We start from the raw sequence: 26,383 nt of genomic DNA on the forward strand, positions 1-26,383 counted from the left end.
CTATAGGCGTGAAAAGACGCAGACCGTTTGCTGCAGCAATGCATGACGCATGGCGAACGGCTATGGCGCCGTGGTCCGGTCTGCCCTGGCCGGCGGTGACGGTATGATTCCGCAGACATTTATTGTTCGATAGAAGTAGGTGCTTCACCCATGTCCGACACTCTTTTGCCAGCACCGGTTCTGATCGTTGAAGACGAGCCTTTCATCCGTACCCGCCTGACCTCCATTCTGGCGCAATTGAGCTATGAAATGGGTTCGGTGCATGGTGCCGCCACCCTGACGGACGCCCGCAGCCTGGTGCAGAAGTACGCCTACGCGCTGGCCCTGGTGGATCTGGGCCTGCCGGATGGCAATGGCATAGATCTGATCGGCGAATTGCGCGCCAGGGATGCCGACATGGGGATTCTCGTGATTTCCGCCTGGAGTACCGAGGACGCCATTCTTGCCGCCTTGCGTGCCGGGGCGACAGGCTACGTGCTGAAGGAGCGGGATGACATGGAAGTCATGCTGTCGATACGCAGCGTACTGAGGGGCGGCGCGCCGATTGATCCGTTCATCGCACGTCGGGTGATTGATCAGCTCGGGGGCAAGCCTGTGCCGGCAGCGAGCGGACAGGCGTCAGGGCAGGTGGCGATGGATGCGCTCAGTGCGCGCGAGCATGAGATCCTGTCACGGGTTGCCGATGGCCTGACGAACCGGGAGATTGCGGACATGCTTTGCATTTCCCGCTATACCGTCGATTGCCACGTCAAGAATATCTATCACAAGCTGGCCGTGTCCTCCCGCGTGCGTGCGGTCAACGAGGCGCGTACTCGGGGGCTGCTGCCCTGATACGGTCTGCCGCCCGCGCCTGAGGGCGCGGGCGGCAGACCGGGGCAGGCAGCGCCTGCCGCCGCCGTGTTACTCCACGAACTGCTGGGTGCTGTAGAACGCGTCGTCGACCGGGCGCAGGATAGGCAGGTTCGTCGTGCCGTCCTTTTCCGTCTGGCTGTCTATCCATTCCTGGAAGGCGTCGGCATCCAGTACGCCCACGTCCAGGCGGCGCGAATCCGGCAACTTGCCCAGCGTGGCGTAGCCGTCACCGCCTTGCGCGACGAAGCTCAGCAGGAACAGCGTGTAGTCCTGGCGTTGCAGGTCCAGCGGCTGCCATTGCTTGGTGTCGCGGTTGAAGACCTGCAGATTGCTGATCCGCTGGCCCTTGGGCTGCTTGGTGTCCACGTGCCAGCGCAGGCCGCCGGCATAGGGGTAGGGACCGGACGATGGCGTTTCGCCGAAGACCATGTCCATCGCGTCTTCCAGCGTATCCTTGACCTCCTGGCCGCTCACCGTCATCTTCCACAGCATGTTGGCAAAGGGCAGGACTTCGATCACATTGGCTGCGGTGACGTTGCCCTTCAGCGGAACGCGCACGCCGCCGCCGTTTTGCAGGGCGATGTCGGCGCCGCCGTAGTTGCTGTTGGCAATGTCGTAATAGGCTTGCGCCACCAGTTGCTGGATATCACCGCCACGCGCGCTGACCGAAGCCTGGCCGTTGGCGCAGGAGGCCGAGCGGGAGTAGTCGATGGAATCGGGGCCGCCAGGCACGCGGCGTGAGCACAGTTCCTGTGGGACAACCGCAACCTGCTTGGCCTTGAACTTATCGACTTCGACCTTGAATGGCGCCAGGGTGGTGGCGGCCTTCTGGTCCTCGGCGGTGACATACAGAATGCCGCTGTCCTTGATGTCGGCATTGAAGGCGCTGGCTTCGGCGGCGGTGGCGGCGCGCTGGCCGCTGCCGTCCTTGACCTGGAAGTCGTCGCCGATCAGGACGCGCGGCGTACCGTCGCAGTTCTCGACCTTGCCGTTGGCATCGAAGTTCACGGTCAGTTCACCCACGACCTGCGAGTATTCCCAGGCATGCACCACGCAGACCGTGTTGCCGTCCTTGTCCTTGACGCGGGTGGGATAGTCATAGCCGGGGCTGATGTCGGCGCCGATGTAGCGCGACAGTTTATCCTTGGGGCCCAGCAGCGTGTGCGAATCTCCGCCGACGATGACGTCCACGCCCTTGAGCTTGCTGGCCACTTCCAGGTCGTAGGTGTAGCCGATATGGCTCAGCAGCACGATCTTGTTCACGCCTTGGGATTGCAGCTGGTCGATTTCGCGCTGGGCGGCAACGACTTCGTCCTCGAACTCGGTGTCGGCATTGGGGCTGGAGGATTGTTTGGTCTTGCTGGCGATGGTCAGGCCAACCAGGCCGATGCGCTGGCCGCCGCGCTCGACCACGGTGGAGGGCAGGACCTTGCCGCTGTCCTTGAGCGGCGACGACGCGCCGAACTTGACGTTGGCCGACAGCACCGGTGTCTTGCATGCGCCGCTGTGCAATTCGTCGATGAAGATGCCCAGGCCCTCATCACCCTTGTCGAACTCATGGTTGCCGACGGCCATGGCGTCGAAGCACACCGTATTCATCAGCGCGGCGTCGGCGGCACCCAGGCTGCCTGCGCGGTTGAAGTACAGCGTGCCGGTCAGGGCGTCGCCTGCATGCAGCTTGAGCACATTGTCGTGCTGGGCCGACAATTGCTGGAATGCGGTGGTGACGCGAGGGAAACCGGCGGATGCGACATTCACTTCCACGGTATCGCCATCCGGATTCAGCAGCTTGACCGTACGGCTCTCGCTATCCAGGTGGGAGTGATGATCGTTGATGTGCAGGATCGTCAGCGCCAGCGGGGCGGAGGGTTCCGGCGTAGTCGAATCGTCTTTGTCGTGGTCACTGCCGCAGGCGCTGAGCAGGCCTGCCAGCATCAACGCCAACGCTGATGCGCGCAAGGGGAAATTCATGAGGCACCCTGTCCTTGGAAGTTCGGAGCAGACAGTCTGGCGCAGTGGCATGACAGGCATTTGACTGTGCTTGCAGGCGGTGCTTTCAGGTGTGGCTGGCGGGCTTCGCTTCGGGCCCGGGGGCAGGCGGCCGGGGATGCGACGGCAGGAAGGAATATGCCGGGGGCGGTTCCGACCGGATAATTGGCACTTTTCGCTGCATATTTTGCGTTAATGACGAATTTTGGCGTTTTTTCCTAGGACGAGCCCTGGCGCATGCGTGATATCGTGAGCGGTTCTGGGTTCACGACGGCTTCCCTGCCAGGGCTGGGAGGAGCATTGCCATGTCATTTTCATTGCGCGCCATTCGATTTCGTTTCCTGCCCGGCGTGGGCTTGCTGGCAGCCTTGCTGCTTGCGGGGCCTGCCGCTGCACGGCTGGTGGCGGCTGATCAGAATCCCGAGGCAGCCACTGGCTATGCCGACAGAACCCTGGTTCGGGCCCACGATTTCATGGCGGCGACGGCCAATCCGCTGGCGACCCAGGCCGCCTATCGCATGTTGGCCCGCCATGGCAGCGCCGCCGATGCCGCCATTGCGGCGCAACTGGTGCTGACGCTCGTGGAGCCGCAGTCGTCCGGCTTGGGCGGCGGCGCGTTCCTGATGTACCACGATGCGGAGCAGGGACGTCTGCATGCCTATGATGGCCGGGAAACGGCGCCGGCCGCCGCCACACCTGATCGTTTCATGGCCGATGGCCAGCCCATGCCCATGCGCATGGCCATCAATAGCGGTCTGTCGGTCGGGACGCCTGGTGTCCTGCGCCTGCTGGAAACCATGCATCGGGAGCACGGCAAGTTGCCTTGGGCGGAGTTGTTCGAGCCTGCGATTGAATTGGCGCAACAAGGCTTCCCGGTCTCACCGCGCTTGCATGGCTTGCTTGCGGAGAACCGGGCGTTGCGCGACCAGCCCGCGGCCGCTGCCTACTTTTTGGACCCGGACGGCGAGCCGTGGCCGGTCGGCCATCTGCTGAAGAATCCGCAGTTGGCCCAGGTGTTCCAATTGCTGGCCAGCCAGGGGGCCGATGCGTTCTATCACGGTAGTATCGGGCGCGACATCGTCGCCGCCGTGCAGGCGCATCCCGTGCCGGGCGACTTGAGCATGGAAGACCTGGCCGCCTACCGCGTCGAAGAGCGCGAGCCGCTGTGCGGCACTTACCGTATCTACCGGCTGTGTGGCATGCCGCCGCCCAGTTCCGGCACGCTGGCTATCCTGCAGATGCTCAACGTGCTGCAACCCTATGAAATCCGCCACCTGGAGCCAGGCAGCCTGGCGGCGGTGCATCTGTTCTCCGAGGCAGGCCGCCTGGCCTATGCCGACCGCGACTATTATGTCGGTGATCCGGCGTTCGTCGACGTGCCGCTGGAAGGTCTGCTGGACCCGGATTATCTTGATGATCGCAGTGCACTGATAGACCCTGAATATTCCATGGGCATGGCTGCGCCGGGCCGGCCGCCAGGTATGCAGGCGGAACCGGGGCAGGACCAGGCGCTTGATCTGCCGTCCACCAGCCATATCGTGGCCGTGGATGCGCAAGGCAATGCCTTGTCCATGACGACCAGCATCGAACAGGCCTTCGGCAGCAAGATTTTCGTCCGGGGATTCCTGCTCAATAACCAGCTCACCGACTTCTCTCTGTCACCCGAGGACAAGGCCGGCCGCCAGGTCGCCAACCGTCTGGAGGCCGGCAAGCGGCCGCGCAGCAGCATGGCGCCCATGGTGGTGTATCGCGGCGACAAGCCCTATATCGTGCTGGGGTCGCCCGGCGGCAGTGCCATCATCAACTATGTGGCGAAGGTATTGGTCGGCGTGCTCGATTGGCATCTGGACATCCAGCAGGCGATTTCCCTGCCCAATATGGGCAGCCGTAACCGGCAGACCGAACTGGAAGCCGACACGGCGCTGGAATCATTGGCCGAGCCCCTGCGGCTCATGGGGCATGAGGTCAATATCATGGCATTTCCCAGCGGGCTGAATGGCATCGTCCTGGATGCCCAGGGCCTGAGCGGCGGTACGGACCCGCGCCGCGAAGGGCTGGTGCTGGGCGACTGAACTTCCGCCGTGTCGCAAGTTGCGCCCCTGGCCAGGGATATATTAAATATAATAGTTCTCATTAATGAGAAATCGCGGCATGGTCAGGGCGTCCGGTGGATATGACAGAACAGCGAAGCATCGGCGGCGGCGCGTTTGCGCCGCAACGGCCGCGCCATGGCTGGCGTGAACTGCGGCCGGGCCTGACCTTGCAGTGCGGGGTGGATACCCACGCAGACGCCTGCGTGGGCGAAGCCATCATCGACGACCATATCCGTATCGTGCTGGTCCTGGAGGGCGCGCTGGATCTGCGCTACGACTCGCATCCGCTGAATCTGCAAGGGCCGTCCGGCGGCATGGGCCGCAACGTCCGCAACGGGGCGGTCGTTACCTTGCAGGAACCCGTTCGCCTGCGCCGGGTCGTGCAGCAGGGGGATGCCTCGCGCCGTATCAGCATAGGCGTGTCCCGCGCCTGGCTGCAGGACACGCTGGGGGAACCGGGGCATGAGAGCGGTGTGTCCGCCAGGCATCTGGATACCGTGCAATGGGCTATTTCGCCGCGTGCCTGCGTGCTGGCGGAACAGTTGCTGAATCCGCCAGCGCTGCAATCCTATCTGGCAGGGCTGTACCAGGAAAGCCGCACCATCGAATTGATTGCCGAGGCGCTGGTCCAGGCGCGCGGCGGCAGCATTGCCGGTCAGGAGCCGGGCGGCGCCCGGTTGTCCGCCGCCAGTCTGCGGCGCATGGCTGAACTCAAGGCCTGGTTGCAGGGCCATGCCGCCGAGCCGCTGCAATTGGAACAGATCGCCCGCCAGATGCATACCACCCCCAGCACCCTGCAACGTCACTTCCGCCTGGCGTTCGGCACGACGGTCTTCGATTTCCTGCAAAAGGAAAGATTGCGCCAGGCCAGGGTGGCGTTGGAGCGGGATGGCATCAGTGTGGAGCAGGCGGCTGCCTTGGCGGGCTATGCCAATGCCACCGGTTTTGCCACGGCCTTCCGGCGCTGTTTCGGTCTGTCGCCCAGCCAGGCCCGCCTGCGCTGAGCTTCGTCCCGGCGAGCCGGTACGGAGTGGGCGCCATCATGTTCCCCTGAGTATTTTCGATTGCATTTTCCTCGAAGCTTTTTGCCTTTCCGGCGAAGGCCGGACAGGAGCGCACATGCGACCATTTCATAAATGGTAAGGAATCTTATTATCACCAAGGAGAATTCCGTGCATATGTCCTCCCCCAGCCGTTTGTCGCACCGGTGCATCGGCCTGGGCCAGCGTCATCATGACGCCGCTTCCCTACCGGTATTCACCCATGCCTTGCTGGCGGCGCTGCTGCTGTCCGTTTGGGGGCAGGCGGCGGCCCAGTCCGCCGTGGCCCCGCTGCCCACGCCGGAGAGCGAGGCTTCACCGGCCCAGCCTGCAATGCTGGAAAGCATCACCATCAATGCCTACCGCCAGGCGGAAACCATAGGCGCGGCAACCAAGACTGAAACGCCGCTGATCGAAACCCCACAGACGGTGACGGTTATCGAGCGCGACGAAATGGATGCCCGGGGCGTGCAGAACCTCAACGAAGCCACGCGCTATACCGCAGGTGTGCTGCCGGAAAGCCAGGGTATGGATAACCGTGTCGACGATATGTACATTCGTGGTTTCGATGCTGGCAGCTGGGGGGCCAACCTGATGCTGGACGGCATGCGGGCGCCCTCGGATGGCACGTTGAGCTGGAACCGCGCATCGTTCAACACCTGGAACCTGGAACGCGTGGAAGTGCTCAAGGGACCGTCCAGCGTGCTTTACGGCCAGCTGGCGCCCGGCGGCATGGTCAACCAGGTGACCAAGGTGCCGCGTGCCGGGCAGATGCAGACGGTCTGGGCCCAGATAGACGCCAATGGCCGCCCCACCGAAGCGTTTGATCTGGGGGGCGCCAATGACAACGAGAGCGTGCTCTGGCGCGTGGTCGGCCTGCATGGCAGCGGCAAGACGCAGCTCGACCACGTGCGCCACAAGCAATGGTTCGTGGCGCCCAGCGTGACGTTCAAGTTCAACGAGGACAACACCAAACTGACTCTGCTGGGCATGTACCAGAAGGACAGCGGCGGCAGCACGTTCCAGTTCCTGCCCTACCAGGGGACAGTGGTGCCGGGCGCACAAGGCTTTATCAAGAACAAAACCTTCCTGGGCGAGCCTGACTGGAATGTCTATGACCGCAAGGAGTGGTACGCCGGCTGGCAGTTCGAGCACAAGTTCAATGACAACTGGAAACTGAGCCAGAATGCGCGCTACACGCACGTGGATTCGTTGTACCGCGCGACGGTGGGGTTCGGCGTGCGCGGCGCGGCGGTGACGGATCTCAATACCCTGACCGACGGCCATATCCTGAAGCGCAGGGCGGTGCAGGGGGAAGGGGATTCCAACGCCAAGACCGTCGATACCCGGGTGGAGGGCAAGTTCTTCACCGGCGCGCTGGAGCACACCTTGCTGGCGGGCTTTGACTGGCGCGAGAACAAGTGGGATTTCCTGCGCAAGATGTCCAATGCCTCGCCGGATGCCATCGCCATAGATATCTACGATCCCGTCTACACCCACTACGATTTCGAGCCTTCGCTGACGCTGGTGCAGATGGAGACGGACGAGAAGAACCGCCAGATGGGCGTATACCTGCAGGACCAGCTGGCCTGGGGCAAGTGGCGCGTCACGCTGGGCGGGCGCCAGGACTGGAGCCGCATCGACACGCTGAACCGCCTCAACGATGAACGCACGGTCACGTCCGATCGCGCCTTCACCGGGCGGGCCGGGCTGACCTACCTGGCCGACAATGGCCTGGCGCCGTACCTGAGCTTTTCGCAGTCGTTCCAGCCTGTGGGCGGCGTGCAGCGCAATGGCGATACCTTCAAGCCGCTCAAGGGCAAGCAATGGGAAGCGGGTATCAAGTACGAACCCCGGGACGTGGACGGCATGCTGATGCTGTCGGCGTATGAACTGACCCAGGAAAATGTGCTGACGGCCGATCCGACCAATGTGACGACCGGTGCGTCGTTCCAGGTGCAGACCGGCAAGGTGCGGGTGCGGGGCATTGAACTGGAAGGGCGGATCACGCCATTTGATGGTTTCAGCGTGATCGGCGCAGTCACGCGCATGGACTCCAAGGTCATGCGCAGCAATGACGGCAATGTCGGCAATGAAATGATACGCGTACCGGATTGGATGGGCTCGTTGTGGCTGGACTACACCGTGCGCAGTGGCGCGCTCAAGGGCCTGGGTTTCGGCGGCGGCCTGCGCTACATCGACGACACCTATGGTGATCTGGCCAATGTGCTGCATATTCCGTCCTATACCTTGTTCGACGCTGCGCTGCGCTATGACATCGCCCATGTCGGCAACGGCGACCTGAGGCTGTCCATCAACGCCAGCAACCTGGCGGACAAGCGCTATGTTGCTACCTGCACGGCGGCAACATCGTGCTACTACGGTACCGGTCGGACGGTCATCGCCAATCTGCGCTACAGCTGGTAATCACAGCCGCAAGAGCGGTTGCCCGCCTGCCGCCGGTGGCATCCGCGGCAGGCGGCAAGGAGTTTCAAGGTGGGACAACAAAAACAATTGTGCATCGGCCTGTCGCTGGCCGTGACCTGGCTGATGGGCAACGGCTGGCGCCGTCCGGACAGCCGCGTCGAAGACATCTATGACATCGGCTTCTATGCCGGGTTGGCGCGCCGGGCCGAAGCGGCCTGTCTGGACTTCCTGTTCCGGCCGGATGCGCTCTTCCTGGACCGGCAGGCACTGCGGCATTCGCCCGGATTCAGCAGCCTGGACCCGACCGTGCTGGTGGCTGCGCTGGCTGGTGCCACGCGGCGCATCGGCCTGGTCACCACGGCCGCGACGACCTTCAATCCGCCCTATGTCGTGGCGCGCCAGCTGCAGTCGCTCAACTGGGTGACGCAGGGACGGGTGGGCTGGAACGTGGTGACGGCGCTGGACGGCAACCTGAATTTTGGCGCGGCGGCCATGCCGTCGTCTGCTGAGCGGTATCGCAAGGCGCTGGAGTTCGTGCAGGTTGTGCGCGAACTCTGGCGCAGCTATCCTCACGCAGCGCTGCGCTGCGAACGGGAATCCGGTGCCTATGCCGACGCATCCTGTGTGCGGCCCATCGACCATGACGGTGAGTTTTTCTCGGTGCAGGGGCCATTGAACCTGCCGGCGCCGGCCTACGGCATGATGCCGCTGTTCCAGGCCGGGGCTTCTCCCTGGGGGCGGGATTTCGCGGCCTGTATCGCGGATGCGGTCTTCGCCGCCACGCCCGATATCGAAGCCGGCCAGGAACTGCGCCGCGATTTGCGTGAGCGCGCCAGCGCTTACGGCCGCCAGCCCGACGCCATTCGCGTGCTGCCGGGGCTCAGCCTGTTCCTGGCGCCCGGCGAGCGCGAAGCCCGGGAGCTATATGCCGAGACGCACGTCGAGCAGGATATGGCGCGCAAGTATGCGCGCGTGCAGCAACTGCTGGGAGTGGACCTCACCGTGCTGGACCCGGACGAACCGCTGGCGCTGGACATGCTGCCGGCGGCGCATAGCGCGCCGGGACAAGGACAGACGCATGCGGCACTGATGCGCCGCCTGATCGAACGGGAAACACCGAGTATTCGTGATTTCATGCAGCGCCCGGAAGTGGCCGGTTCCGCGCATTGGCAGGTCGTCGGTACGCCAGCGCAGGCGGTGGCGGCCATCAGCGAGCGCTTTCGGGCCGGCGCGGCGGACGGTTTCATCGCCTTGCCGGGCGGCGCCTGGCAAAGCCTGACGCTGTTTCTTGATGAGGTGGTGCCTGGATTGGCCCAGGCGGGGCTGTTTCGCAAGGACTACGCAGGTTCCACCCTGCGCGAGCACCTGGGCATGACGGAGGCCTGAGGCAGGGCGGCTGCATTGGCGGGACCAAGCTGGGGGGACATTGCCCGGGGATAAGTGCGTGACAGAAACATGGAACCGAATGCGAGAATGCCAGCCCTGTTGCCAGGACTGGCATTTCTATTTTGCCACGCGGCGTCCAGGGGAAGACGCCTGCGTCGGCACTTGGGTTGCCTCCGTTCACTGAGCGGAGGCAACCATGGCAGGTGACTATCTGCTGATGGAATTAACGCAGCAGCGACAGCACGGTTTGCGGAACCTGATTGGCCTGGGCCAGCACCGAGGTGCCGGCTTGTTGCAGGATCTGCGCACGCGTCATGTTGGAGACTTCGACGGCGTAGTCGGCGTCTTCAATACGCGAACGGGCGGCCGACAGGTTGTTGACCGTGTTGTTCAGGTTGGCAATCGTGGACTGGAAGCGGTTTTGGATGGCACCGAGGTCAGAACGTAGTGAGTCAACTTGTTGCAAGGCCTGGTCCAATGCGGCAAGAGGAGATCCCTGCTCAGGAGCGATGGCGTCAGTCGTAGCGGTTGTAGCAACCGTGAATGTGATATTTCCTGCAGCATCTTTGGCACCTGGCGTTGCATCGTAGTAGGAGGTGTTGCCTGACGCATCGGTACTGCGAATGTAGAAACTGTTTTCCAGTTTAATCAAATTATTTTGATTATTGGCAATGGCAGTATTGGCAGAAAGATCAATTTTTGCTTTTCCGTCGTCAGGCTCTCCTGCAGATGCTGTGCGTACAGTAGGTTCATTTCCCGAGGTGACCGGGGTAAACGTACCTGTTGTAACAGCAGTGGCGCCTGAGATATCTTGCGTTACTGCACCAGTATCAGGATTCGCATTGTCAAGGTCGATTTGATAGTAAGTTTCGGAAGCGCCGCTATCTTTAACATAGTAATTAGTGCCATCTGTAAAGATGCCCGATTCTATAGATTGCCCTGTTATCCCTGTTGTATCCAGACTGAGTTTTGTTTCAGTAACTGGCGCAGTTGTAACAGAAACGGCATCTCCTTCATTGATGGTTTGAGCGATTTTTGTTGCATCCAAATTACTCAGATTCAATGAGTTTCGGTTGATTTTTTGCAAATTTACCGAAATTGTTTCAGAATCGTGCGATCCTACTTGAATGGATAGTGTTTGATTGGATGCTAGTACCTTGACACCATTGAATTGAGTTTGTTCTGAAACGCGATTAATTTCTCCAAGGCGCTGAGTGATTTCTGCCTGAATGGTGTCCAGATCGGTCTTGGAATTCGAACCGGTGGCGGCCTGCACCGTCAGTTCGCGCACGCGTTGCAGGTTGTTATTGATTTCGTTCAGCGCGCCTTCCGTCGTCTGGGCGATGGAAATGCCGTCGTTGGCATTGCGCGACGCCTGGCTCAAGCCCTTGATGTTGGCGGTGAAGCGGTTGGCAATGGCCTGGCCTGCCGCGTCATCCTTGGCGCTGTTGATGCGCAGGCCGGACGACAGGCGTTCGATGGCCGTGCCCAGGGCATTTTGCGACTTGCTCAGGTTGTTCTGGGACACCAAAGCCAAGTAGTTGGTATTAATGACGGACATAGATGACTCCTGTGAGGGATAAGGCAGCAATGTCCTGCTGCCGGTTGACCAGGAAAACCCCGTTCGGGGTGGAATCCTGGCCCTTCACCGCTGGTGCCGGGCAGGCCCTGTGTTTCCTGTACACCCGGGTTTACGGCTGCTGGCCGCCAGGATTTAGTGTGTCCGGCAAAATTATCTTTGCGGCAGCGGGCGCCGCTTCTGCATCCAGCTGGTATAGCCAGGCCAGCAGTTCCGCGACCACCAGATAAAGGGCTGGCGGAATCTCTGCATCCATATCCACGCGCATCAGAAGCTCGACCAGTTCCGGCGATTCATGCACATGAACGCCATGTTCCCTGGCGGTACGGATGAGGGTGTCGGCGATGGCGCCATAGCCCTTGGCGACCACTCGTGGTGCGCTGTCATGGCTTTCATAACGCAGGACGGCGGCGCGCGGACGCCGGGGGCCTGGAGAAGGGGGGCCGCCCTGCGTGCTCATGCCGACTCTCCGTTGCGGGGCCTTGCCGGCAATGGGGGCGCGCGGCTGGCATCGGTGGCGGTAGCAGCAGGCGCAGCTTCCGCCGTTTCCGCAGCTTCCGCCTGCCGTGCCATGCTTGCCATGGGTCCGGCTTGCTGGACGTCCAGGCTCAGGATATCCAGGCCGGCGGCAGCCAGGCGTTGCTGAAGCATGGGGCTGGCCTGGTGCAGCACGCTTTCATGGCTGGCGCTTTCGAACTGCAGCTCGCATTGCATGCCGCGCAGGCTCAAGGCGACATTCACTTCTCCCAGGTGTGGCAATTGCAGGCGCAACCGGGTTCTCCAGGCGCTGGCGGACGATTCTGCGCTTGCCTTGCCGGCTTCCTCTTCGCCAGCATTGCCGTCATTGCCGTCATTGCCGTCATCATCGTTGCCTTCCCGTCCCGGCAATTCCGGCAGCAAGGCCGGCATGGCGTCACGCTGGATTTCCCAGTGCATGGGGGCGCCGGGCCAGGCCTCGCCCCTGGCCTGCCATGTCTGCGTGGCAAGGACTTCCAGTTGCTGGCGTACCAGCATGGCGTGTTCAGGCGCCAGCGGCGTGCCGCCCTGGCCAGCCAGAACGGCGGCAGCGGGTGGTGCGCCGCGGTCCGCACCCGCCAGGGCCGGGAGGCTGCTCTGCGGTTGTTGCCGCAGGGTGTCGGCCGGCTGGCCTTCGAACGCCACCCGGGCCAGCTGGGCTTCATAGAACATGCCGCTCTGGCTGACCTGTTGCATCAGGTGCTGTGCCAGCAGGGTCACCAGCGGCGAGCTGGCTTGCATGGCGGCGGGCTGCACAGCGCTATTGCCCGGCACGAAGGGCGTTGCCGACAGACTGGCCGTTGATGGCGGCTGTCCTGTTCGTGGCGTCAGGCCGTCGGCCAGGGTTGGCTGGGGATGAGGAGTGGCGGCGGCCAGTAGTGTGGCTGCAGGCAGGGTATCTGCGCCGGGCAGCATGGGCTGGCGCAGCACAACTGCCGGAGGCTGTTGCGGCAATTGTTGCAGCAATGTGAGGATGGCGCGGGCGGCCTGTCCCAGCGTGGTGGGCGAGGAAGGGAAACGCCTTCCCGCCGTGCTGTCGGTGGCGTTTTGCCCGGGCACCGATGTGTCGGGAGCAATGGGGCGCCTGCCAGTACGGCCAGGCGCCCTGATGGCGCCGTCTTCATCGCCGCTGCGGCCATCGGCGCCGGGAGCGGCTTCATGGCCCGGATGCTCCGGCAGGGGAAAAGGTGCCGTGGCCGGGCGGGCATATTTCGACAGCGGTACGCCCAGCACGGCATCCAGCCGTTGCAGCAGGAGCGCGTTGGGAGCCGACGGCCCGTTCATTTGAATTCAGCCTGCAGTGCGCCGTAGCTGCGGTGCAGGCGCTGGGAATGACGCGTGCTGTGTACTGCAGCCAGCCGGCTGTCGCGCTCTTTGCCGGATATCTGGCGAGCGGCGAGTTCCAGCGCCAGGGCTTCTTGCAGCAGGGCCGCGCAGCGGGCCTGCGTCGGTTCGGGCAGCTCAGCCAGGGTAATGCCCGCTCGCAAGGTCTCGCCCAGCCCTGCGTAGTGCTGGCCATGCGCAATGAAATCGCTCCAGCGGCCGGCCTGGGCAGCCTCGAGTAGCTGGCTGGCCGTGCTGGCAAGCGCAGCACAGCAGCGCAGCCATCCGGCTGCGTCGCGGGCGCTGTCTGGCGTGGGCAGGGGGGAGGGGGACGTTTTCATCGGTTCAGGGTGTCAGGGCATGGCTGCTGCTGGCCGGCGTGTCTACGCCGCTGCGCCAGGCATCTGCAATCTGGCCCAACAGCGTGGCGGCACGTTGCAGGGCGTCGTCGTCAGCCTGCAGATTGCCCAGCAGCAGTTGCCGGATGATGTAGTCGTAGAGGTCGTGCAGATTGGCTGCCAGTTCACCGCCGGCGTCCAGGTTCAGGCTGTTCATCAAGCCGTTCTGGACGATGTCGACGGCTTTGGAGACCGACTGGCCGCGCCCGGCGATGTCATGGGCAGCAAGCTGGTGCCTGGCCTTGGCGACGGCGGCCAGGGCACCGTCGAACAGCAGGGTAATCAGGCGTTGCGGTGAAGCGCTGCCCACCTGGGTTTCCAGGCCAATGCGGGCATAGGCACGGGCGCCTTGCCCGGGGCGGCGGCCTGCGGAGTAGGAAAAAGTGTTCATGAATGCGGCTATCCGGGCTGCGGGCGGTAAGGATTATGAGGATTGCGTATTTTTCTTCAGTTGCGCCAACTGCTCGGTCAGGTAGGTACTGACAGAGCTCATTTTTGTCACGGCAGCGTCCAGCGCGGTGAATTGCGCGGTATAGACCGCCATCTGGTCTTCCAGGCGCAGGCTGGCAGCCTCGTACTGTTTTTTCAGGCTCTTGATGTTGCGGTTGATGTTTTCTTCCAGGTTCTTGAACAGGCCGCTGCCTGCCGAACTGTCTTCCAGCATTTGCTTGGTGGTGTTTTCCACCTTGGCCGCAATACCGTCTTCTCCCTGGAACAGGGCGGCGACATCCGCGCCGTGATTGCTCAGAGCCTTGGACAATTTATCAGTATCCAGCTTGAGGTCGCCACTGACAGGGTCGGTAGTGATGCCGATCTGGCTGAGCGAGCGTATGGTTTCGCCGCTGCCGATGGTATTGAGCGGCTGGCGCATACTGGTCTGGATCTGGCGCGTCGTGTAGTCGCCGGTCAGCACGCTTTCGGTTTCCGCCTCGACATCAAAGGCCGTCAGGTTGGCGATGGTCTTCTGCAGGTTGTTGTATGTATTGACGAAATTCTGGATCGCCGTGCTTGCCAGCGTGTTGTCGCGGGCAATGCTCAGGCTGGCAGGCTTGGGGTCCGTGCTGTCGCCTGTGGTGCTTTTCAGGTTCAGCGTCACGCCGTCGATGACGTCTTTCACCGTGTTGTTCTGGCTGGTGATGTCGATGCCGTTGATGTTGAGCTTTGCATCGGCGGCGGCCGTGCCGACCTGCAACTGAGTGGCCGGATCGGCGCCGGTGCCGTCGTTGTAGCCGATAGCCTGGCCCAGTGCGGCGTTGCCTTCGACCTGGATTGCGGTCACGGCCGCCTGGGTACCGGTTTCGCTGCTGGTCAGCAGCAGCCGGAAACCATTGCCGTCATTGAGCAGGCTGGCCTTCACGCCCAGGTCTTCCTTGGCATTGATGGCCTGGACCAGCTTTTCCGGCGTCAGTTCGCCCTGCAATTCCAGGGTCGTGCTTTCCTTGCCCGCGAACGAGAAGGTCACTTTACCCCCGCTGCCTACGGCAGTGTCCCGGGCGCTGAAGGCGCTGCCTGTATAGAGCGTCTGGGCCTGTGCCAGAGAAGTCACGGCGACGGAGTAATCACCGGCGATGGCCTTGTTGGTGCTGCTGGCAGTGAAGGCTTCGCTGCTGCTGGTGGCCTTGGTGGCGTTGAACAGGTCGCCGGATGCCAGCGTCTTGGCACTGCTGCGCATGGTTTCGACGGCGCCTTTCAACTGGCTGTACGCGGAAAGACGCGCTTCCTGGGTCTGTTGCTGTACCTGGATGCGTTCCAGGGATTTGTTCTCGGCCTTGCGCAGGTCTTCGAGCAGCTTGGTCAGAGGCAGGCCGGAACCTACGCCGAGGTTGGAAGAGACAGAAGAAGTTGCCATGAAAATTCCTTGATGCGTTGGTGTGCCTGCGCTGTCTGCAGGTACTCCCGGGGTCAGGCCTGCGCCGCAATCGTAGCGGCGGCGCCAGTCTGGTTGTTGAGCAGCCTGGCAGCGTGCAGGACGGCTTCGCTGGGGATGGTCTTGATGACTTCGCCGCTATCGCTGTCGATGATGCGGATGACGATGCGTTGGGCTTCCTTGTCGGCGACGAAGTTCAGCCTGGTGGCCCAGGCCTGCATGCTCTGGTTGAGCTTGGCCAGTGCTTCTTCCAGCACGGGCGAGGATGGTGTTTCGTCTTGCGCGGTGACGGCCGGCTGGGTTTGCGGGTCTGTTGCGGTGCGGCCGCTCGCGGCGGTCTTTTCCAGGCCTCGAGGAGCAGGAACGGCAGTGAATACCGCTGCCGGTATCGGTGCAATGAGCAGCGTAGAAGAAGAAACGGCAGCCATCTAGATTCCTGAAAGATTGCATGTCGGGCAATGGACAAGGCAGCAAGAAACAATCTCGAACTCGTAACAGCGTCTTGCTGCCAGCCTAACAGGCTGATTAACGGCAGAAGCACCGGAAACTTTAGGGTCACACGCTATTTATGTAGAAAATCAAAATATAAAAATAATCTAATAATAAGAAAAATCACTTTATTTTCATGATGTTATTTTTATATTTTACGAATTATTTACGCAAAAAATATGTTTTGCTTATTTAGTTCATAGCGCAATATTCAAACATCTTTGACTAATGGGATTGGTATTTCATTTAGGAAATTTGACACAGATCATTGTATTTAATTAACGATATTTAAACTTTTGACATGTTTGTAAAAAACGTTTAAAAAGTGGAATAGTCCTATATTTGTTTCGTTTTGTATCGTTTTAAACACTGGTAATGAAGCCCCTTCCGGTCGCGGAGATCGGCGGATGCGGTCTTGCAGTCGATGCCGGCGCCGATGCCCGCAGGAAGGACTTGTTTCATGTGTATCCCGTTCAGTCTCTTTGGCGTTACGGGATGGCCGGGCACTTTTTTTTCACCCCTATGATGTCTGTCTCTCTGCTTATGAAGCCTGCTATGCAGCAACAAAACCTGCTTGATGATATGAGGGAGCTGAACCTTTCCTATCTGATGCTGGCGCAGCGAATGCTGCGGGAGGACTACCCGGTGGGCCTGTTCCGTCTGGGTCTGTCTGCTGATGTCGCCGATGCCCTGTTGAAGCTTTCGCCGCCGCAACTGCTGCGCCTGAGCAATCTGAACATGGCGCTGGGCCGCTTGCGGCTGGATAGCCCGGAAGTCGTGGCGGCGTTGAGCGGCAAGGATGTGATGGGCGGGGCGCTGCAGCGAGCGCGCATGGCCATCATGATGGCGGGCCAGCCGGTCGAGCGTATCGCGTGAGTGCGGTGCTGTCTTCCGGCATCCTGGAGTTGAAGCAAATGGCAGTGCAACGAGGCAAGGCGAAAAGCAGTGCCAAGGGCAGTGTCCGCATGGATGACGCAAAGAGCGTGGTGCGGGAAGCCCGGGAAATCGAATTGGCTGCGGCAATGATTCGCCTGGGCGCCCGGCTGCAGGTGCTGCTGACGGAGACCGGCCTGAGTCGTGAGCGCCTGTCGCGCCTGTACCGGGAAATCCGCCAGGAGTCGCCGCCCAAGGGTATGTTGCCGTTCTCGGTGGACTGGCATATGACCTGGTTGCCGAATATCCACTCGTCGGTTTTCTACAACATCTATCAGTTCATGGCGGGTGACGCAGGGCTGCGTGGTCCGTTGGTGCTGGTAGAGGCCTACCGGGGCTATCAGGACCTGATGGGTGAAGAAGGTACGCCGGAACAGGGGCTGGTGCTGAGCTTCACCCGGGCCTGGATGATGGTGCGTTTTTTCGAGGCGGACATGCTGCAGATGTGTCGCTGCAATAGTTGTGGCGGCCAGTTCGTCCACCATGCGCACGAACCTGCCGAAGCCTTTGTCTGCGGCCTGTGCCGCCTGCCGCCGCGGGCCGGCAAGCGGCTTTCCGCGACGCGAGGCGCCAAGCGCCGTCAGGCCTAGCGCCGCGGCAGGGACGGCAGTCTAGCCGTCCCGCTCTCTCAAAGCGGCAAGGAATGCCGCAAAAATCGTTCTGACTCACGCTTCCTCCGGATGCTTTCCGGTTGAAGATTAGGCTTTCTTGCGGCTTTTTCGAGCTAAGGGCTTTTTATTGTGCTCATCGTCATTGGCTTTGTTGTTGTCTTGGCATCGGTTTTGGGTGGTTATGCTGCCATGGGAGGCCATTGGGGAGCGCTGTACCAGCCGTTCGAACTGGTGGTGATCGGTGGCGCCGGCCTGGGAGCGTTCATTGCGGCCAATACCGGCAAGACGCTTAAGCTGTCGGTCCAGGCGTTGGTCGGCCTCATGAAGCCGTCGCCCTACAACAAGGCAGTCTACATGCAGCTGATTGCTTTCCTGTATGTCCTGCTGGCCAAGGTGCGTCGCGATGGCTGGATGGCTATCGAATCGCATATCGAAGATCCTGCCAACAGCGAACTGTTCGCCCAGTATCCGTTGGTGCAGAAGGACGCACGCCTGCAGGAGTTCCTGCTGGATTACCTGCGGCTGATGATCAGCGGCAATACCAGTGCCTTCGAGATCGAAGCCCTGATGGATGAGGAAATCGAGACCTACAGCCATGAACGCAGCCTGCCATCCACTGCCTTGCACAATCTGGCGGACGGCCTGCCGGCGTTCGGGATCGTGGCTGCCGTACTGGGCGTGATCAAGGCGCTGGCTGCCATCGACCAGCCGCCGGCTGTGCTGGGCGACCTGATTTCCAAGGCCATGGTCGGGACTTTCCTGGGCATTCTGCTGGCCTACGGTTTCGTGTCGCCGCTGGCGGCTGCCGTCGATCGCCGCAATGAAGAGGCCGTGAAGATCCTCGAGTGCGTGAAGGTCACGCTGATGGCCAGCCTGCACGGCTACCCGCCGCAGATGGCAGTGGAGTTCGGCCGCAAGGTGTTGTTTGCGGATATCCGTCCCAGTTTTGCAGAGCTGGAAGAGCATGTCCGCCAGGCCAAGGGAACGCCGGCCGACAAGGCAGCCTGAGCACAGGGGACAGCATGGATCTGCAGCGCCCTGTCATTCGTATCAAATCCAGAAAGCGCCACGGCAAGGCTCATCATGGCGGCAGCTGGAAGATCGCCTATGCCGATTTCATGACGGCAATGATGGCACTGTTCCTGGTGCTGTGGCTGCTGGGCATTCTGCCGGAAAAAAGCCGTGCCGGGTTGGCCGAATATTTCCGCATGCCGCTGCGCACGGCCGTTGAAAACGGCTCGGTGCTGCCTGCGCATCCGGTGTCGCCGATACGTGGCGGCGGCCGGCAGATCAATGAAACCCAGGCGGGTCTGCAGCAGGCGCCGGCGTCCGCGATCGCGGTCCTGAGCGAAAGCGAAAAACGCGACCTGCGCCGGCTGGAAACCTTCCGTCATCGCCTCAACGATTTGATCGAACAGAACCGCAAACTGCGTGAATTCAAGCCGCAGCTGCGTATCGACATGACGGCCGAGGGTCTGCGGCTGCAGATCGTCGATAGTGAAAACCGGCCGATGTTTGCCTCTGGCAGCGCGGAAGTCCTGCCCCACATGCGCGAGATCCTGCGTGAATTGGCGCCTGTCTTCAACGAACTGCCGAACCGCATCAGCCTGTCCGGGCATACCGATGCGCGGCCTTTCAGCGGTGGCGAACGCGGCTACAGCAATTGGGAACTCTCCACGGAGCGGGCCAATGCATCGCGTCGCGAGTTGGTGGCAGGGGGGATGCAGGAAGACAAGATCATGCGGGTGCTGGGCATGAGCGCCAGCATGCCGCTGGTGCGCGAGGACCCCTATGCCGATATGAATCGCCGTATCAGCCTGGTCCTGCTGAACGCGACGACGCAGCGGCGCCTGGAGGCAGAGAACGCGAGTGCAGGGCTGGCTGCCGACGGCGGTGTCCCGCTGGATGCGGCTCACCCCGAACAGGCCTTGCGTGATATCGAGGATGTGGTGCAGGCAGAGTCACAGGGTCCCGGGCAGCGGAACTGATGGCCGGGCGGATGTTTGAAAAAGAGGCAGCGTAATGAGCGGAATAGATCTGACGCAGTTTTACCAGGCTTTCTTCGACGAAGCGGACGACCTGCTGGCCAATATGGAGAGCCTGCTGCTGGAGCTGGATGTGGCCCAGCCCGACAGCGAGCAACTCAATGCCATCTTCCGTGCGGCGCACTCGATCAAGGGGGGCGCGGCGACGTTCGGCTGCTTCGAAAAACTGGCGCAGACCACGCACCTGATGGAAAACCTGCTCGATGCCGTACGGCAGGGACAACTGCCCCTGCGAGCCGACATGATCGACGTTTTCCTGCAGGCCAAGGATGTCCTGAAGCATCAGTTGGACGATTACCGCAATAATGCGGAGCCCGACGAGGCGGAATTCCTGGCCATGGGCGAGCGCTTGCGCGCCTTGCGCCAGCAGGGTGCGGCATCGCCAGCGCCGGTGCCTGCCGCTGCGGTGGTCGCGCCTGCGGTAGCTGTGCCTGTGGGAGGGGCGGCCGTGAAAGCGCTGCCCGAAGCCGCCGTCCCTGCGTTGCCGTCTGAAATACCCGCAGGGGAGGCGGTACTGCGTGTGGCCTTCAGCCGTGTTTCGGACAAAGATGCCCAAACCCTGCTCGAAGAACTCGGGAACCTGGGGCAGGTGCTGTCGCATGAAGCGTCGCCAGGCAGCCTGGTGGCCATGGTGCAGACCAGTTGCGCGGCAGCGGATATCGAGGCGGTCAGCTGCTTCATCGTCAATGCCGACCAGATAGACATTCAGGCGCAGTCCGGCCCAGCCGAGCCGGTGGAGTCTGCGGCAGCGGTTGTTGAAACCACAGCTTCCGCCAATACCACTGCCGGTGCGGCATCACCGGCGACTGCCCAGGCGCATGAAGCCGGGCTGGCAGGGGAACCGCAGGCAGCGACGGCGGCACCAGCCGGCAACGATGCAGCCGCCCGGGTGCCGGGCGCCACGGCTGCCACTGCCGAACCTGCACGCCGTTCGCCGGCACGCGGCAACGCTGGCCACGATAAGGAATCTGGCTCGCTGCGGGTAGACGTAGGCAAGGTGGATCAGGTTATTAACCTAGTTGGTGAACTGGTCATTACTCAGGCCATGCTGACGCAGACCGCCTCGACGCTGGACCCGGTCGAGCATGACGGTCTGCTTGGCGGGTTGGGCCAGTTGGAGCGCAATGTGCGCGAACTGCAGGAAGCCATCATGTCCATGCGGATGATTCCCATGGAGTATGTGTTCAGCCGTTTTCCGCGTGTGATTCGAGATCTGTCGGCATCCACGGGCAAGAAGATCAAGCTTGAAACCATAGGCAAGGCCACCGAGCTGGACAAGAGCCTGATCGAACGCATCATCGACCCGCTGACTCACCTGGTGCGCAACAGCCTGGACCACGGCATTGAAATGCCCGAGGAGCGGCTTGCCGCAGGCAAAAGCCCGGAGGGTTGCCTGACGCTGGCGGCGCAGCACCAGGGCGGCAATATCGTCATCGAGGTACGCGACGACGGCCGGGGCCTGGACCGCGCCAAGATTCTGGCCAAGGCGCACAAGTCCGGGCTGCTGATTGCCGACAACGCGCCGGACGAAGATGTCTGGCAACTGATCTTTGCCCCCGGGTTCTCGACGGCGGAGCAGGTGACGGCCATCTCGGGGCGTGGCGTGGGGATGGATGTTGTCCGGCGCAATATCCAGGCCATGGGTGGCCATGTGCAGCTGCTGTCGCAGCGTGGCAAGGGCACGACCACCCGCATCGTCCTGCCGCTGACGCTGGCGATTCTGGATGGCATGTCGGTGCAGGTCGGCAATGAAATTTTCATCCTGCCGCTCAATAACGTCATGGAATCCATCCAGCCGCGGATGGACCAACTGCGTTCGCTGACAGGCGAAGAGCGCCTGCTGAAAGTGCGGGACGACTACCTGCCGCTGGTGGAAATGAGCAAGGTTTTCGCGATCGAAGGCGCGCAGGCCGACCCGTCGCAGGCCATTGCCGTGGTGTTGCAGGCGCAGGGGCGTTGCTATGCGTTGCTGGTGGACCACCTGATCGGACAGCATCAGGTGGTAGTGAAGAACCTGGAAACCAATTACCGCAAAGTGCCGGGAATCGCGGCAGCCACCATTCTGGGCGATGGGCGCGTGGCGCTGATCGTCGATGTCTTCGCGCTGGCCGGCTTCAATCGCGAGCCGTGGTCCCGGCCGGCGCTGGCTTCCAGCGCCGACGCCAGCTGAAGCCTTGCACAGAAGTCGTAGCCAACTGAGGGAAGCAAATGAATATCGGATCGAATGTGGACACGGAAGCGGCCGACCAGGCGGCAGGCGCGCGGGAATTCCTGATCTTCGCGCTGGGCGAAGAGGAATATGGCATAGACATCCTCAAGGTGCAGGAAATCCGCGGCTATGACGCGAGCAGCGTGACGCGCATCGCCAATGTTCCCGCCTTTATCAAGGGTGTGATGAACCTGCGCGGGGTCATTGTGCCCATCGTGGACCTGCGTGTGCGCTTCAACCTGGCAGCGGCGGATTTCAACGATCAGACGGTGGCCATCATCCTGAATCTCGGCGGTCGTGTGGTCGGGGTCGTGGTTGATGGCGTCTCCGATGTGCTGACGCTGGGCGCGGAGCAGATTCGCCCCGCGCCTGAGTTCAGTGCAGTGCTGTCGACGGAGTACCTGACCGGCCTGGGCACGCTCGACGAGCGCATGCTGATCCTGGTGGATATCGAACGTTTGATGAGCAGCGAGGACATGGCGCTGATCGACCGGGCTGCCGGCTGAGCCGGCGCGTCATACACCAACGGGCTTGGGCCAAGGAGTCACTGGCATGCGTGCGTTTATCCGGAATCTATCCCTGCGGACCAGCATCGTGGCGGTCCTGGGCCTGTTTTGCCTGATGCTGCTGGCCGGCGCAGGCATGGGGCTGTTGCCCTTGAGTTCCCTGACGCAGACGCTAGACGAGAATGCCGTGCGCACCGTACAGGTGGTCCGGACACTGGGAGAGGCTGCCGATGGCGGACTGGCGCAGGCGTCTTTGCTGCAGGAACTGGCACAGCAGGCGCGCGCGGACGCGGATGCGGCCAAGCGCTACCTGAATTGGGTGGTGGCGGGGGTGGCGCTGGGAAGCCTGGCGGCCATCCTGCTGACGGTGCTGACTTATGTTTACCTGAACCGGCAGGTACTGAGCCCGGTGCGCCAGGCGGTGCGCCGCATAGAAGCCAGTGCCCGCGGCGACCTGACTGCAGCGATCGTGGTGGACGCAGGTAATGAGGTGGGCCAGTTGCATGGCGCGTTGGCGCAGATGCAGATGGGCCTGACCGACATCGTCCGGCAAGTGCGTGCGGGAGTGGATGCCATCCACCTGGGGGCGGGGGAAATTGCGCTGGGCAATGCCGATCTGAGCCAGCGTACCGAACAGCAGGCCAGCAGCCTGGAAAAAACGGCCGCCAGCATGCGCGAGCTTTCGCTGCAGGTGCAGTCGAATGCCAACAATGCCAGGCGCGCCACCCAGATGGTGGCCAACAGCATGGCGGCGGCCCAGCGTGGCGGTGTCGCCATGGAGGCGGTGGTGGAAACCATGCGGCATATTTCCGCCAGCGCTCATCAGATTACCGAGATCGTCAGCGTCATCGACGGCATCGCCTTCCGGACCAACATTCTCGCGCTCAATGCCGCCGTTGAGGCGGCACGGGCCAGCGAGGCCGGCCGGGGGTTTGCGGTGGTCGCCGGTGAAGTGCGGTCACTGGCGCAGCGCAGCGCCGAGGCCGCGCGCGAGATACGCGGCCTGATCGCGGCCTCGGTGCGCAGCGTGGAAGAGGGTAACGGCCAGGTCGACCAGGCCCGCGTGACCATGCGGGAAATCGAGGCGTCTGTCGGGGAAGTGACCGACATGATGCAGGACATCGACGCGGCTTCGCAGGAGCAGACCAGCGGCATCGGCCAGGTCAACCACGCGTTGGCGCTGCTGGACGAACACACCGAGCAGAATGCCGCGCTGGTCGAGCAGGCGGCGGCTGCTGCGGCGTCCCTGGAGGACCAGGCAGCACGCCTGGCGCATTCGGTGGCGGTATTCAAGTTGCGTGGCGACGCCATGGCTGCCAAGGCGCCGGGCGGGACGGCCACGGCTTAGGCGTACGCGGCCCGGGGGCGGGCAGGCGGAACAGGATCAGGGGATTTATGTCCATTCGTACTGGCGGAGACGCTGAAAGGCGGACCGCGCAGGAATTCGAGATGTCGGAGCGGGATTTCGACCGCATCCGCGCAATGATTTACGAACAGGCCGGCATCACGCTGGGCGAGCAGAAGCGCGAGATGGTGTACGGCCGTGTCGTGCGGCGCCTGCGCGCGCTTGGATGCGCCGATTTTCGCGAGTACCTGGATGCCCTGGCTGGCGATCCCGCCAGCCAGGAGTGGGCGGCCTTCATCAATTCGCTGACGACCAATCTCACGGCCTTCTTTCGCGAGCCGCACCATTTTCCCATCCTGGCCGAGTTTGCCCGGCAACGGCGCGACGAGCCTCTGGATGTCTGGTGCTGTGCCGCCTCGACCGGCGAAGAGGCATATTCGATCGCCATTGTCCTGGCCGAGGTGCTGGGGCCAGAGCATCAACGCCCCCGTATCCTGGCGACGGACATAGATACCGAGGTGATAGAGCAGGCCATGACCGGCGTCTATAAAATCCAGCGCCTTGCCGGGCTGGACGCCGAGCGCCAGAAACGTTTTTTCCAGCGTGGACGCGGCGTCAACGCCGGGCTGGCGCGGGTCAAGCCGGAACTGGCGAAAGAAGTGGAGTTTGCCGTGCTTAACCTGGTCGCGCCCGACTGGAACGCCTTGCAGGGCCGTCTCTTCGATGTTGTTTTCTGCCGCAACGTCATGATTTATTTCGACAAGGCGACGCAGGCCAAAGTATTGCAGCGGCTGGCGTCGGTGATGAAGCCGGGCGGCTTGCTGTTCGCGGGACACTCGGAGAATTTCGGCAATATCACCCGGGATTTCGTGTTGCGCGGCAAGACGGTCTATGAATGCGCGCGAGGCCAGGCATGAGCCATGCCCAGGCCGGACGGGAAACGGATGCGCAGCAGGAGTGGTCAGCCAGTATCCACGCCGGCGTGCGGGCGTCTATCCGTTATTTCGACCAGGGCGAGCAATGCCAGGCGGTCAAGGTGCTGCCCAACGAGTATTACGTTGCTGCGCCTGGTGATGGCCTGATGTTGACCACGGTGCTGGGGTCTTGCGTCGCGGCCTGCGTGCGTGACGGTGCCAATGGCGTGGGTGGCATGAATCATTTCATCCTGCCTGGCGTTGCCCCGACCGGGTCGGGCCGGGCACCGGCGGGCAGCATGCGTTATGGCCAGCACGCCATGGACACGCTGATTGAGGCCTTGATCCGGGCCGGTGCGCAGCGCCAACGGCTGGAGGCCAAGGTATTCGGCGGCGGCGCGGTGTTGGCAGGCGTGACACGGATGGCGGTAGGTGCCAGCAACGCGAAGTTCGTGCGGGCCTATCTGGAACGTGCCGGTATTCCGGTCATTGCCCATGATCTGGGCGGTACACAGGCCCGCAGGGTGAACTTCTTTCCCGCCAGCGGCCTGACTCGGGTACGGCGGTTTGGCGGCCAGCAAGCGGACGCCGCGGAAAGAGAAGCCCTGGCCTGGGCGGCGAGGGTTCGTGCCCTGGAACACGAACCCGATGAGCGCCTTTACTTGGGCAATAGCAAGCAGGAAAAGCAATGAACAAGAAAATACGCGTTCTGTGCGTCGATGATTCTGCCTTGGTGCGCGGCCTGATGACCGAGATCATCAATAGCCATGACGATATGGAAGTGGTGGCGGTCGCCCCTGATCCCTATGTGGCGCGGGAGCTGATCAAGCAACATCAGCCGGACGTGCTGACGCTGGACGTGGAAATGCCGCGCATGGACGGCCTGGATTTCCTGGAGAAGCTGATGCGGTTGCGGCCCATGCCGGTGCTGATGGTGTCTTCGCTGACCGAGCGCGGTGGCGAGGTGACCCTGCGGGCGCTGGAACTGGGCGCGGTGGATTTTGTGACCAAGCCCCGGCTGGGGATACGCGACGGCCTGCGTGAATACAGCGATCTCATTGCGGAGAAAATCCGTGCCGCTGCAAGCGCCAGGATCAGCCGAAGGCCGCGCCTGGCTGCTCCCGCGTCCGCAGCCGTCAGCGCTGGCGCAGCCGCTACAGCGACCACAGCCACAACCGCTGGCGCCGCCGTCGCACCCGCGACGGCAGCCGGCCGCGAGGAAGCGGCAATCCGCCGTCCGGCATTGCGTACCCCGTTTACCGGCACGGAAAAAATCGTTGTCATTGGCGCATCCACCGGCGGCACCGAGGCCATCCGGCAGGTGCTGGAGCACCTGCCGCCTGATATGCCCGGGATGCTGATCACTCAGCATATGCCGGCGGGCTTTACCCGTTCCTTCGCGCAGCGCCTCGACAGCCTGTGCGCGCTGAGCGTCAGCGAAGCCAGGGATGGCGAACGGGTATTGCCGGGCCATGTTTACCTGGCGCCGGGCGGCGACTGCCACCTGCGCCTGGCGCGCAGCGGCGCAAATTACGTGGTGGAACTCGATGACGGCGTGCCGGTCAACCGGCATCGCCCGTCGGTGGATGTGCTGTTTCATTCCGCCGCCGCCGTGGCGGGCAGGAATGCGATAGGCGTCATCCTGACCGGCATGGGCAAGGATGGCGCGGCGGGCCTGCTTGCGATGCGGCGAGCGGGGGCACAGACGCTGGCCCAGGACGAAAACAGCTGCGTGGTCTATGGCATGCCGCGTGAGGCCGTGCAGGTGGGAGCGGTGGAAAGTGTTGTGCCGCTCGCCCAGATCGGCGCGGCGATACAGGAAAAACTCGGTGCCAGGGTCAGCCGCATTTGAGCGGGGCCG

General features: G+C 62.4%; 23 protein-coding genes and 1 pseudogene. 16 read left to right on the plus strand and 8 right to left on the minus strand.

The window, feature by feature from the left end:
* Positions 1 to 150 precede the first annotated feature (150 nt).
* The gene (locus ACEW7X_RS04190; protein WP_068371844.1) at positions 151 to 831 is read left to right on the plus strand and encodes a response regulator; all 681 of its coding nucleotides are present in this window, start codon (positions 151 to 153) and stop codon (positions 829 to 831) included.
* 69 nt (positions 832 to 900) lie between these two features.
* On the opposite strand, the gene ACEW7X_RS04195 is transcribed toward ACEW7X_RS04190, so the two are convergent.
* Entirely contained in the window at positions 901 to 2,823 is a 1,923-nt protein-coding gene (locus ACEW7X_RS04195) for a bifunctional metallophosphatase/5'-nucleotidase (RefSeq protein WP_420177639.1), read from the minus strand.
* A gap of 359 nt (positions 2,824 to 3,182) precedes the next feature.
* Here ACEW7X_RS04195 and ggt point away from each other — a divergent pair, with 359 nt between their 5' ends.
* From ggt to ACEW7X_RS04215, 4 genes are all read left to right on the plus strand, one after another.
* Positions 3,183 to 4,913 carry a gamma-glutamyltransferase gene (ggt, locus tag ACEW7X_RS04200; protein ID WP_420177907.1) on the plus strand — a complete coding sequence of 577 codons (1,731 nt, stop codon included), beginning with the start codon at positions 3,183 to 3,185 and terminating at the stop codon, positions 4,911 to 4,913.
* A gap of 101 nt (positions 4,914 to 5,014) precedes the next feature.
* A complete protein-coding gene (locus ACEW7X_RS04205) occupies positions 5,015 to 5,938 on the plus strand; it encodes a helix-turn-helix domain-containing protein (protein ID WP_420177640.1) in 924 nt (307 codons plus the stop codon).
* A gap of 174 nt (positions 5,939 to 6,112) precedes the next feature.
* Positions 6,113 to 8,401 carry a TonB-dependent siderophore receptor gene (locus ACEW7X_RS04210; RefSeq protein WP_420177908.1) on the plus strand — a complete coding sequence of 763 codons (2,289 nt, stop codon included), beginning with the start codon at positions 6,113 to 6,115 and terminating at the stop codon, positions 8,399 to 8,401.
* 69 nt (positions 8,402 to 8,470) lie between these two features.
* Complete coding sequence (locus ACEW7X_RS04215; RefSeq protein WP_420177641.1) at positions 8,471 to 9,787, plus strand: NtaA/DmoA family FMN-dependent monooxygenase; 1,317 nt, start codon at positions 8,471 to 8,473, stop codon at positions 9,785 to 9,787.
* 223 nt (positions 9,788 to 10,010) lie between these two features.
* On the opposite strand, the gene ACEW7X_RS04220 is transcribed toward ACEW7X_RS04215, so the two are convergent.
* The 7 genes from ACEW7X_RS04220 to ACEW7X_RS04250 form a co-directional block, all read right to left on the minus strand.
* Complete coding sequence (locus tag ACEW7X_RS04220; protein WP_420177642.1) at positions 10,011 to 11,348, minus strand: FliC/FljB family flagellin; 1,338 nt, start codon at positions 11,346 to 11,348, stop codon at positions 10,011 to 10,013.
* A 130-nt stretch (positions 11,349 to 11,478) separates the two neighbouring features.
* Positions 11,479 to 11,826 (minus strand): EscU/YscU/HrcU family type III secretion system export apparatus switch protein, encoded by a 348-nt coding sequence (locus ACEW7X_RS04225; RefSeq protein ID WP_339137906.1) that lies wholly within the window; start codon positions 11,824 to 11,826, stop codon positions 11,479 to 11,481.
* Positions 11,823 to 13,166: a flagellar hook-length control protein FliK gene (locus ACEW7X_RS04230; protein ID WP_420177643.1), complete on the minus strand. Its 1,344-nt coding sequence runs from the start codon at positions 13,164 to 13,166 to the stop codon at positions 11,823 to 11,825. Before ACEW7X_RS04230 ends, ACEW7X_RS04225 begins: the two co-directional genes overlap by 4 nt.
* Positions 13,163 to 13,546, minus strand: a complete 384-nt coding sequence (gene fliT / locus ACEW7X_RS04235; protein ID WP_420177644.1) for a flagellar protein FliT — start codon at positions 13,544 to 13,546, stop codon at positions 13,163 to 13,165. The genes ACEW7X_RS04230 and fliT overlap by 4 nt, the downstream gene beginning before the upstream one ends.
* A 4-nt stretch (positions 13,547 to 13,550) precedes the next feature.
* Entirely contained in the window at positions 13,551 to 13,994 is a 444-nt protein-coding gene (gene fliS, locus ACEW7X_RS04240; RefSeq protein ID WP_339137900.1) for a flagellar export chaperone FliS, read from the minus strand.
* Positions 13,995 to 14,027: 33 nt separating this feature from the next.
* On the minus strand, positions 14,028 to 15,452 hold the full coding sequence (gene fliD / locus ACEW7X_RS04245) for a flagellar filament capping protein FliD (protein ID WP_420177645.1): 1,425 nt from the start codon (positions 15,450 to 15,452) through the stop codon (positions 14,028 to 14,030).
* A 53-nt stretch (positions 15,453 to 15,505) separates the two neighbouring features.
* Entirely contained in the window at positions 15,506 to 15,898 is a 393-nt protein-coding gene (locus ACEW7X_RS04250) for a flagellar protein FlaG (RefSeq protein ID WP_420177646.1), read from the minus strand.
* Positions 15,899 to 16,514: 616 nt separating this feature from the next.
* On the opposite strand from ACEW7X_RS04250, the gene flhD reads away from it, so the two are divergent.
* From flhD to ACEW7X_RS04305, 11 genes and pseudogenes are all read left to right on the plus strand, one after another.
* The gene (gene flhD, locus ACEW7X_RS04255) at positions 16,515 to 16,835 is read left to right on the plus strand and encodes a flagellar transcriptional regulator FlhD (protein ID WP_068371880.1); all 321 of its coding nucleotides are present in this window, start codon (positions 16,515 to 16,517) and stop codon (positions 16,833 to 16,835) included.
* An 89-nt stretch (positions 16,836 to 16,924) separates the two neighbouring features.
* A complete protein-coding gene (flhC, locus tag ACEW7X_RS04260; RefSeq protein WP_130487340.1) occupies positions 16,925 to 17,482 on the plus strand; it encodes a flagellar transcriptional regulator FlhC in 558 nt (185 codons plus the stop codon).
* 150 nt (positions 17,483 to 17,632) lie between these two features.
* On the plus strand, positions 17,633 to 18,511 hold the full coding sequence (gene motA / locus ACEW7X_RS04265; RefSeq protein WP_130487232.1) for a flagellar motor stator protein MotA: 879 nt from the start codon (positions 17,633 to 17,635) through the stop codon (positions 18,509 to 18,511).
* 14 nt (positions 18,512 to 18,525) lie between these two features.
* Entirely contained in the window at positions 18,526 to 19,491 is a 966-nt protein-coding gene (gene motB / locus ACEW7X_RS04270) for a flagellar motor protein MotB (RefSeq protein WP_130487231.1), read from the plus strand.
* 34 nt (positions 19,492 to 19,525) lie between these two features.
* Positions 19,526 to 21,718, plus strand: a complete 2,193-nt coding sequence (cheA, locus tag ACEW7X_RS04275; RefSeq protein ID WP_420177647.1) for a chemotaxis protein CheA — start codon at positions 19,526 to 19,528, stop codon at positions 21,716 to 21,718.
* A gap of 38 nt (positions 21,719 to 21,756) precedes the next feature.
* Positions 21,757 to 22,263 (plus strand): chemotaxis protein CheW, encoded by a 507-nt coding sequence (locus ACEW7X_RS04280; protein ID WP_068371893.1) that lies wholly within the window; start codon positions 21,757 to 21,759, stop codon positions 22,261 to 22,263.
* 115 nt (positions 22,264 to 22,378) lie between these two features.
* Positions 22,379 to 22,741: pseudogene (locus tag ACEW7X_RS04285) on the plus strand (hypothetical protein); the annotation flags it as partial.
* 297 nt (positions 22,742 to 23,038) lie between these two features.
* Positions 23,039 to 23,611 (plus strand): methyl-accepting chemotaxis protein, encoded by a 573-nt coding sequence (locus tag ACEW7X_RS04290; RefSeq protein ID WP_420177909.1) that lies wholly within the window; start codon positions 23,039 to 23,041, stop codon positions 23,609 to 23,611.
* Between the two features lie 47 nt (positions 23,612 to 23,658).
* Positions 23,659 to 24,525: a CheR family methyltransferase gene (locus ACEW7X_RS04295; protein ID WP_420177648.1), complete on the plus strand. Its 867-nt coding sequence runs from the start codon at positions 23,659 to 23,661 to the stop codon at positions 24,523 to 24,525.
* Positions 24,522 to 25,214, plus strand: coding sequence for a chemoreceptor glutamine deamidase CheD (locus tag ACEW7X_RS04300; RefSeq protein ID WP_339137883.1), 693 nt, complete (start codon positions 24,522 to 24,524; stop codon positions 25,212 to 25,214). Before ACEW7X_RS04295 ends, ACEW7X_RS04300 begins: the two co-directional genes overlap by 4 nt.
* On the plus strand, positions 25,211 to 26,374 hold the full coding sequence (locus tag ACEW7X_RS04305; protein ID WP_420177649.1) for a protein-glutamate methylesterase/protein-glutamine glutaminase: 1,164 nt from the start codon (positions 25,211 to 25,213) through the stop codon (positions 26,372 to 26,374). Before ACEW7X_RS04300 ends, ACEW7X_RS04305 begins: the two co-directional genes overlap by 4 nt.
* The last annotated feature ends 9 nt before the right edge of the window (positions 26,375 to 26,383 follow it).

Source organism: Kerstersia gyiorum (assembly GCF_048595715.1).
GTDB classification, from domain to species: Bacteria; Pseudomonadota; Gammaproteobacteria; order Burkholderiales; family Burkholderiaceae_B; genus Kerstersia; species Kerstersia gyiorum.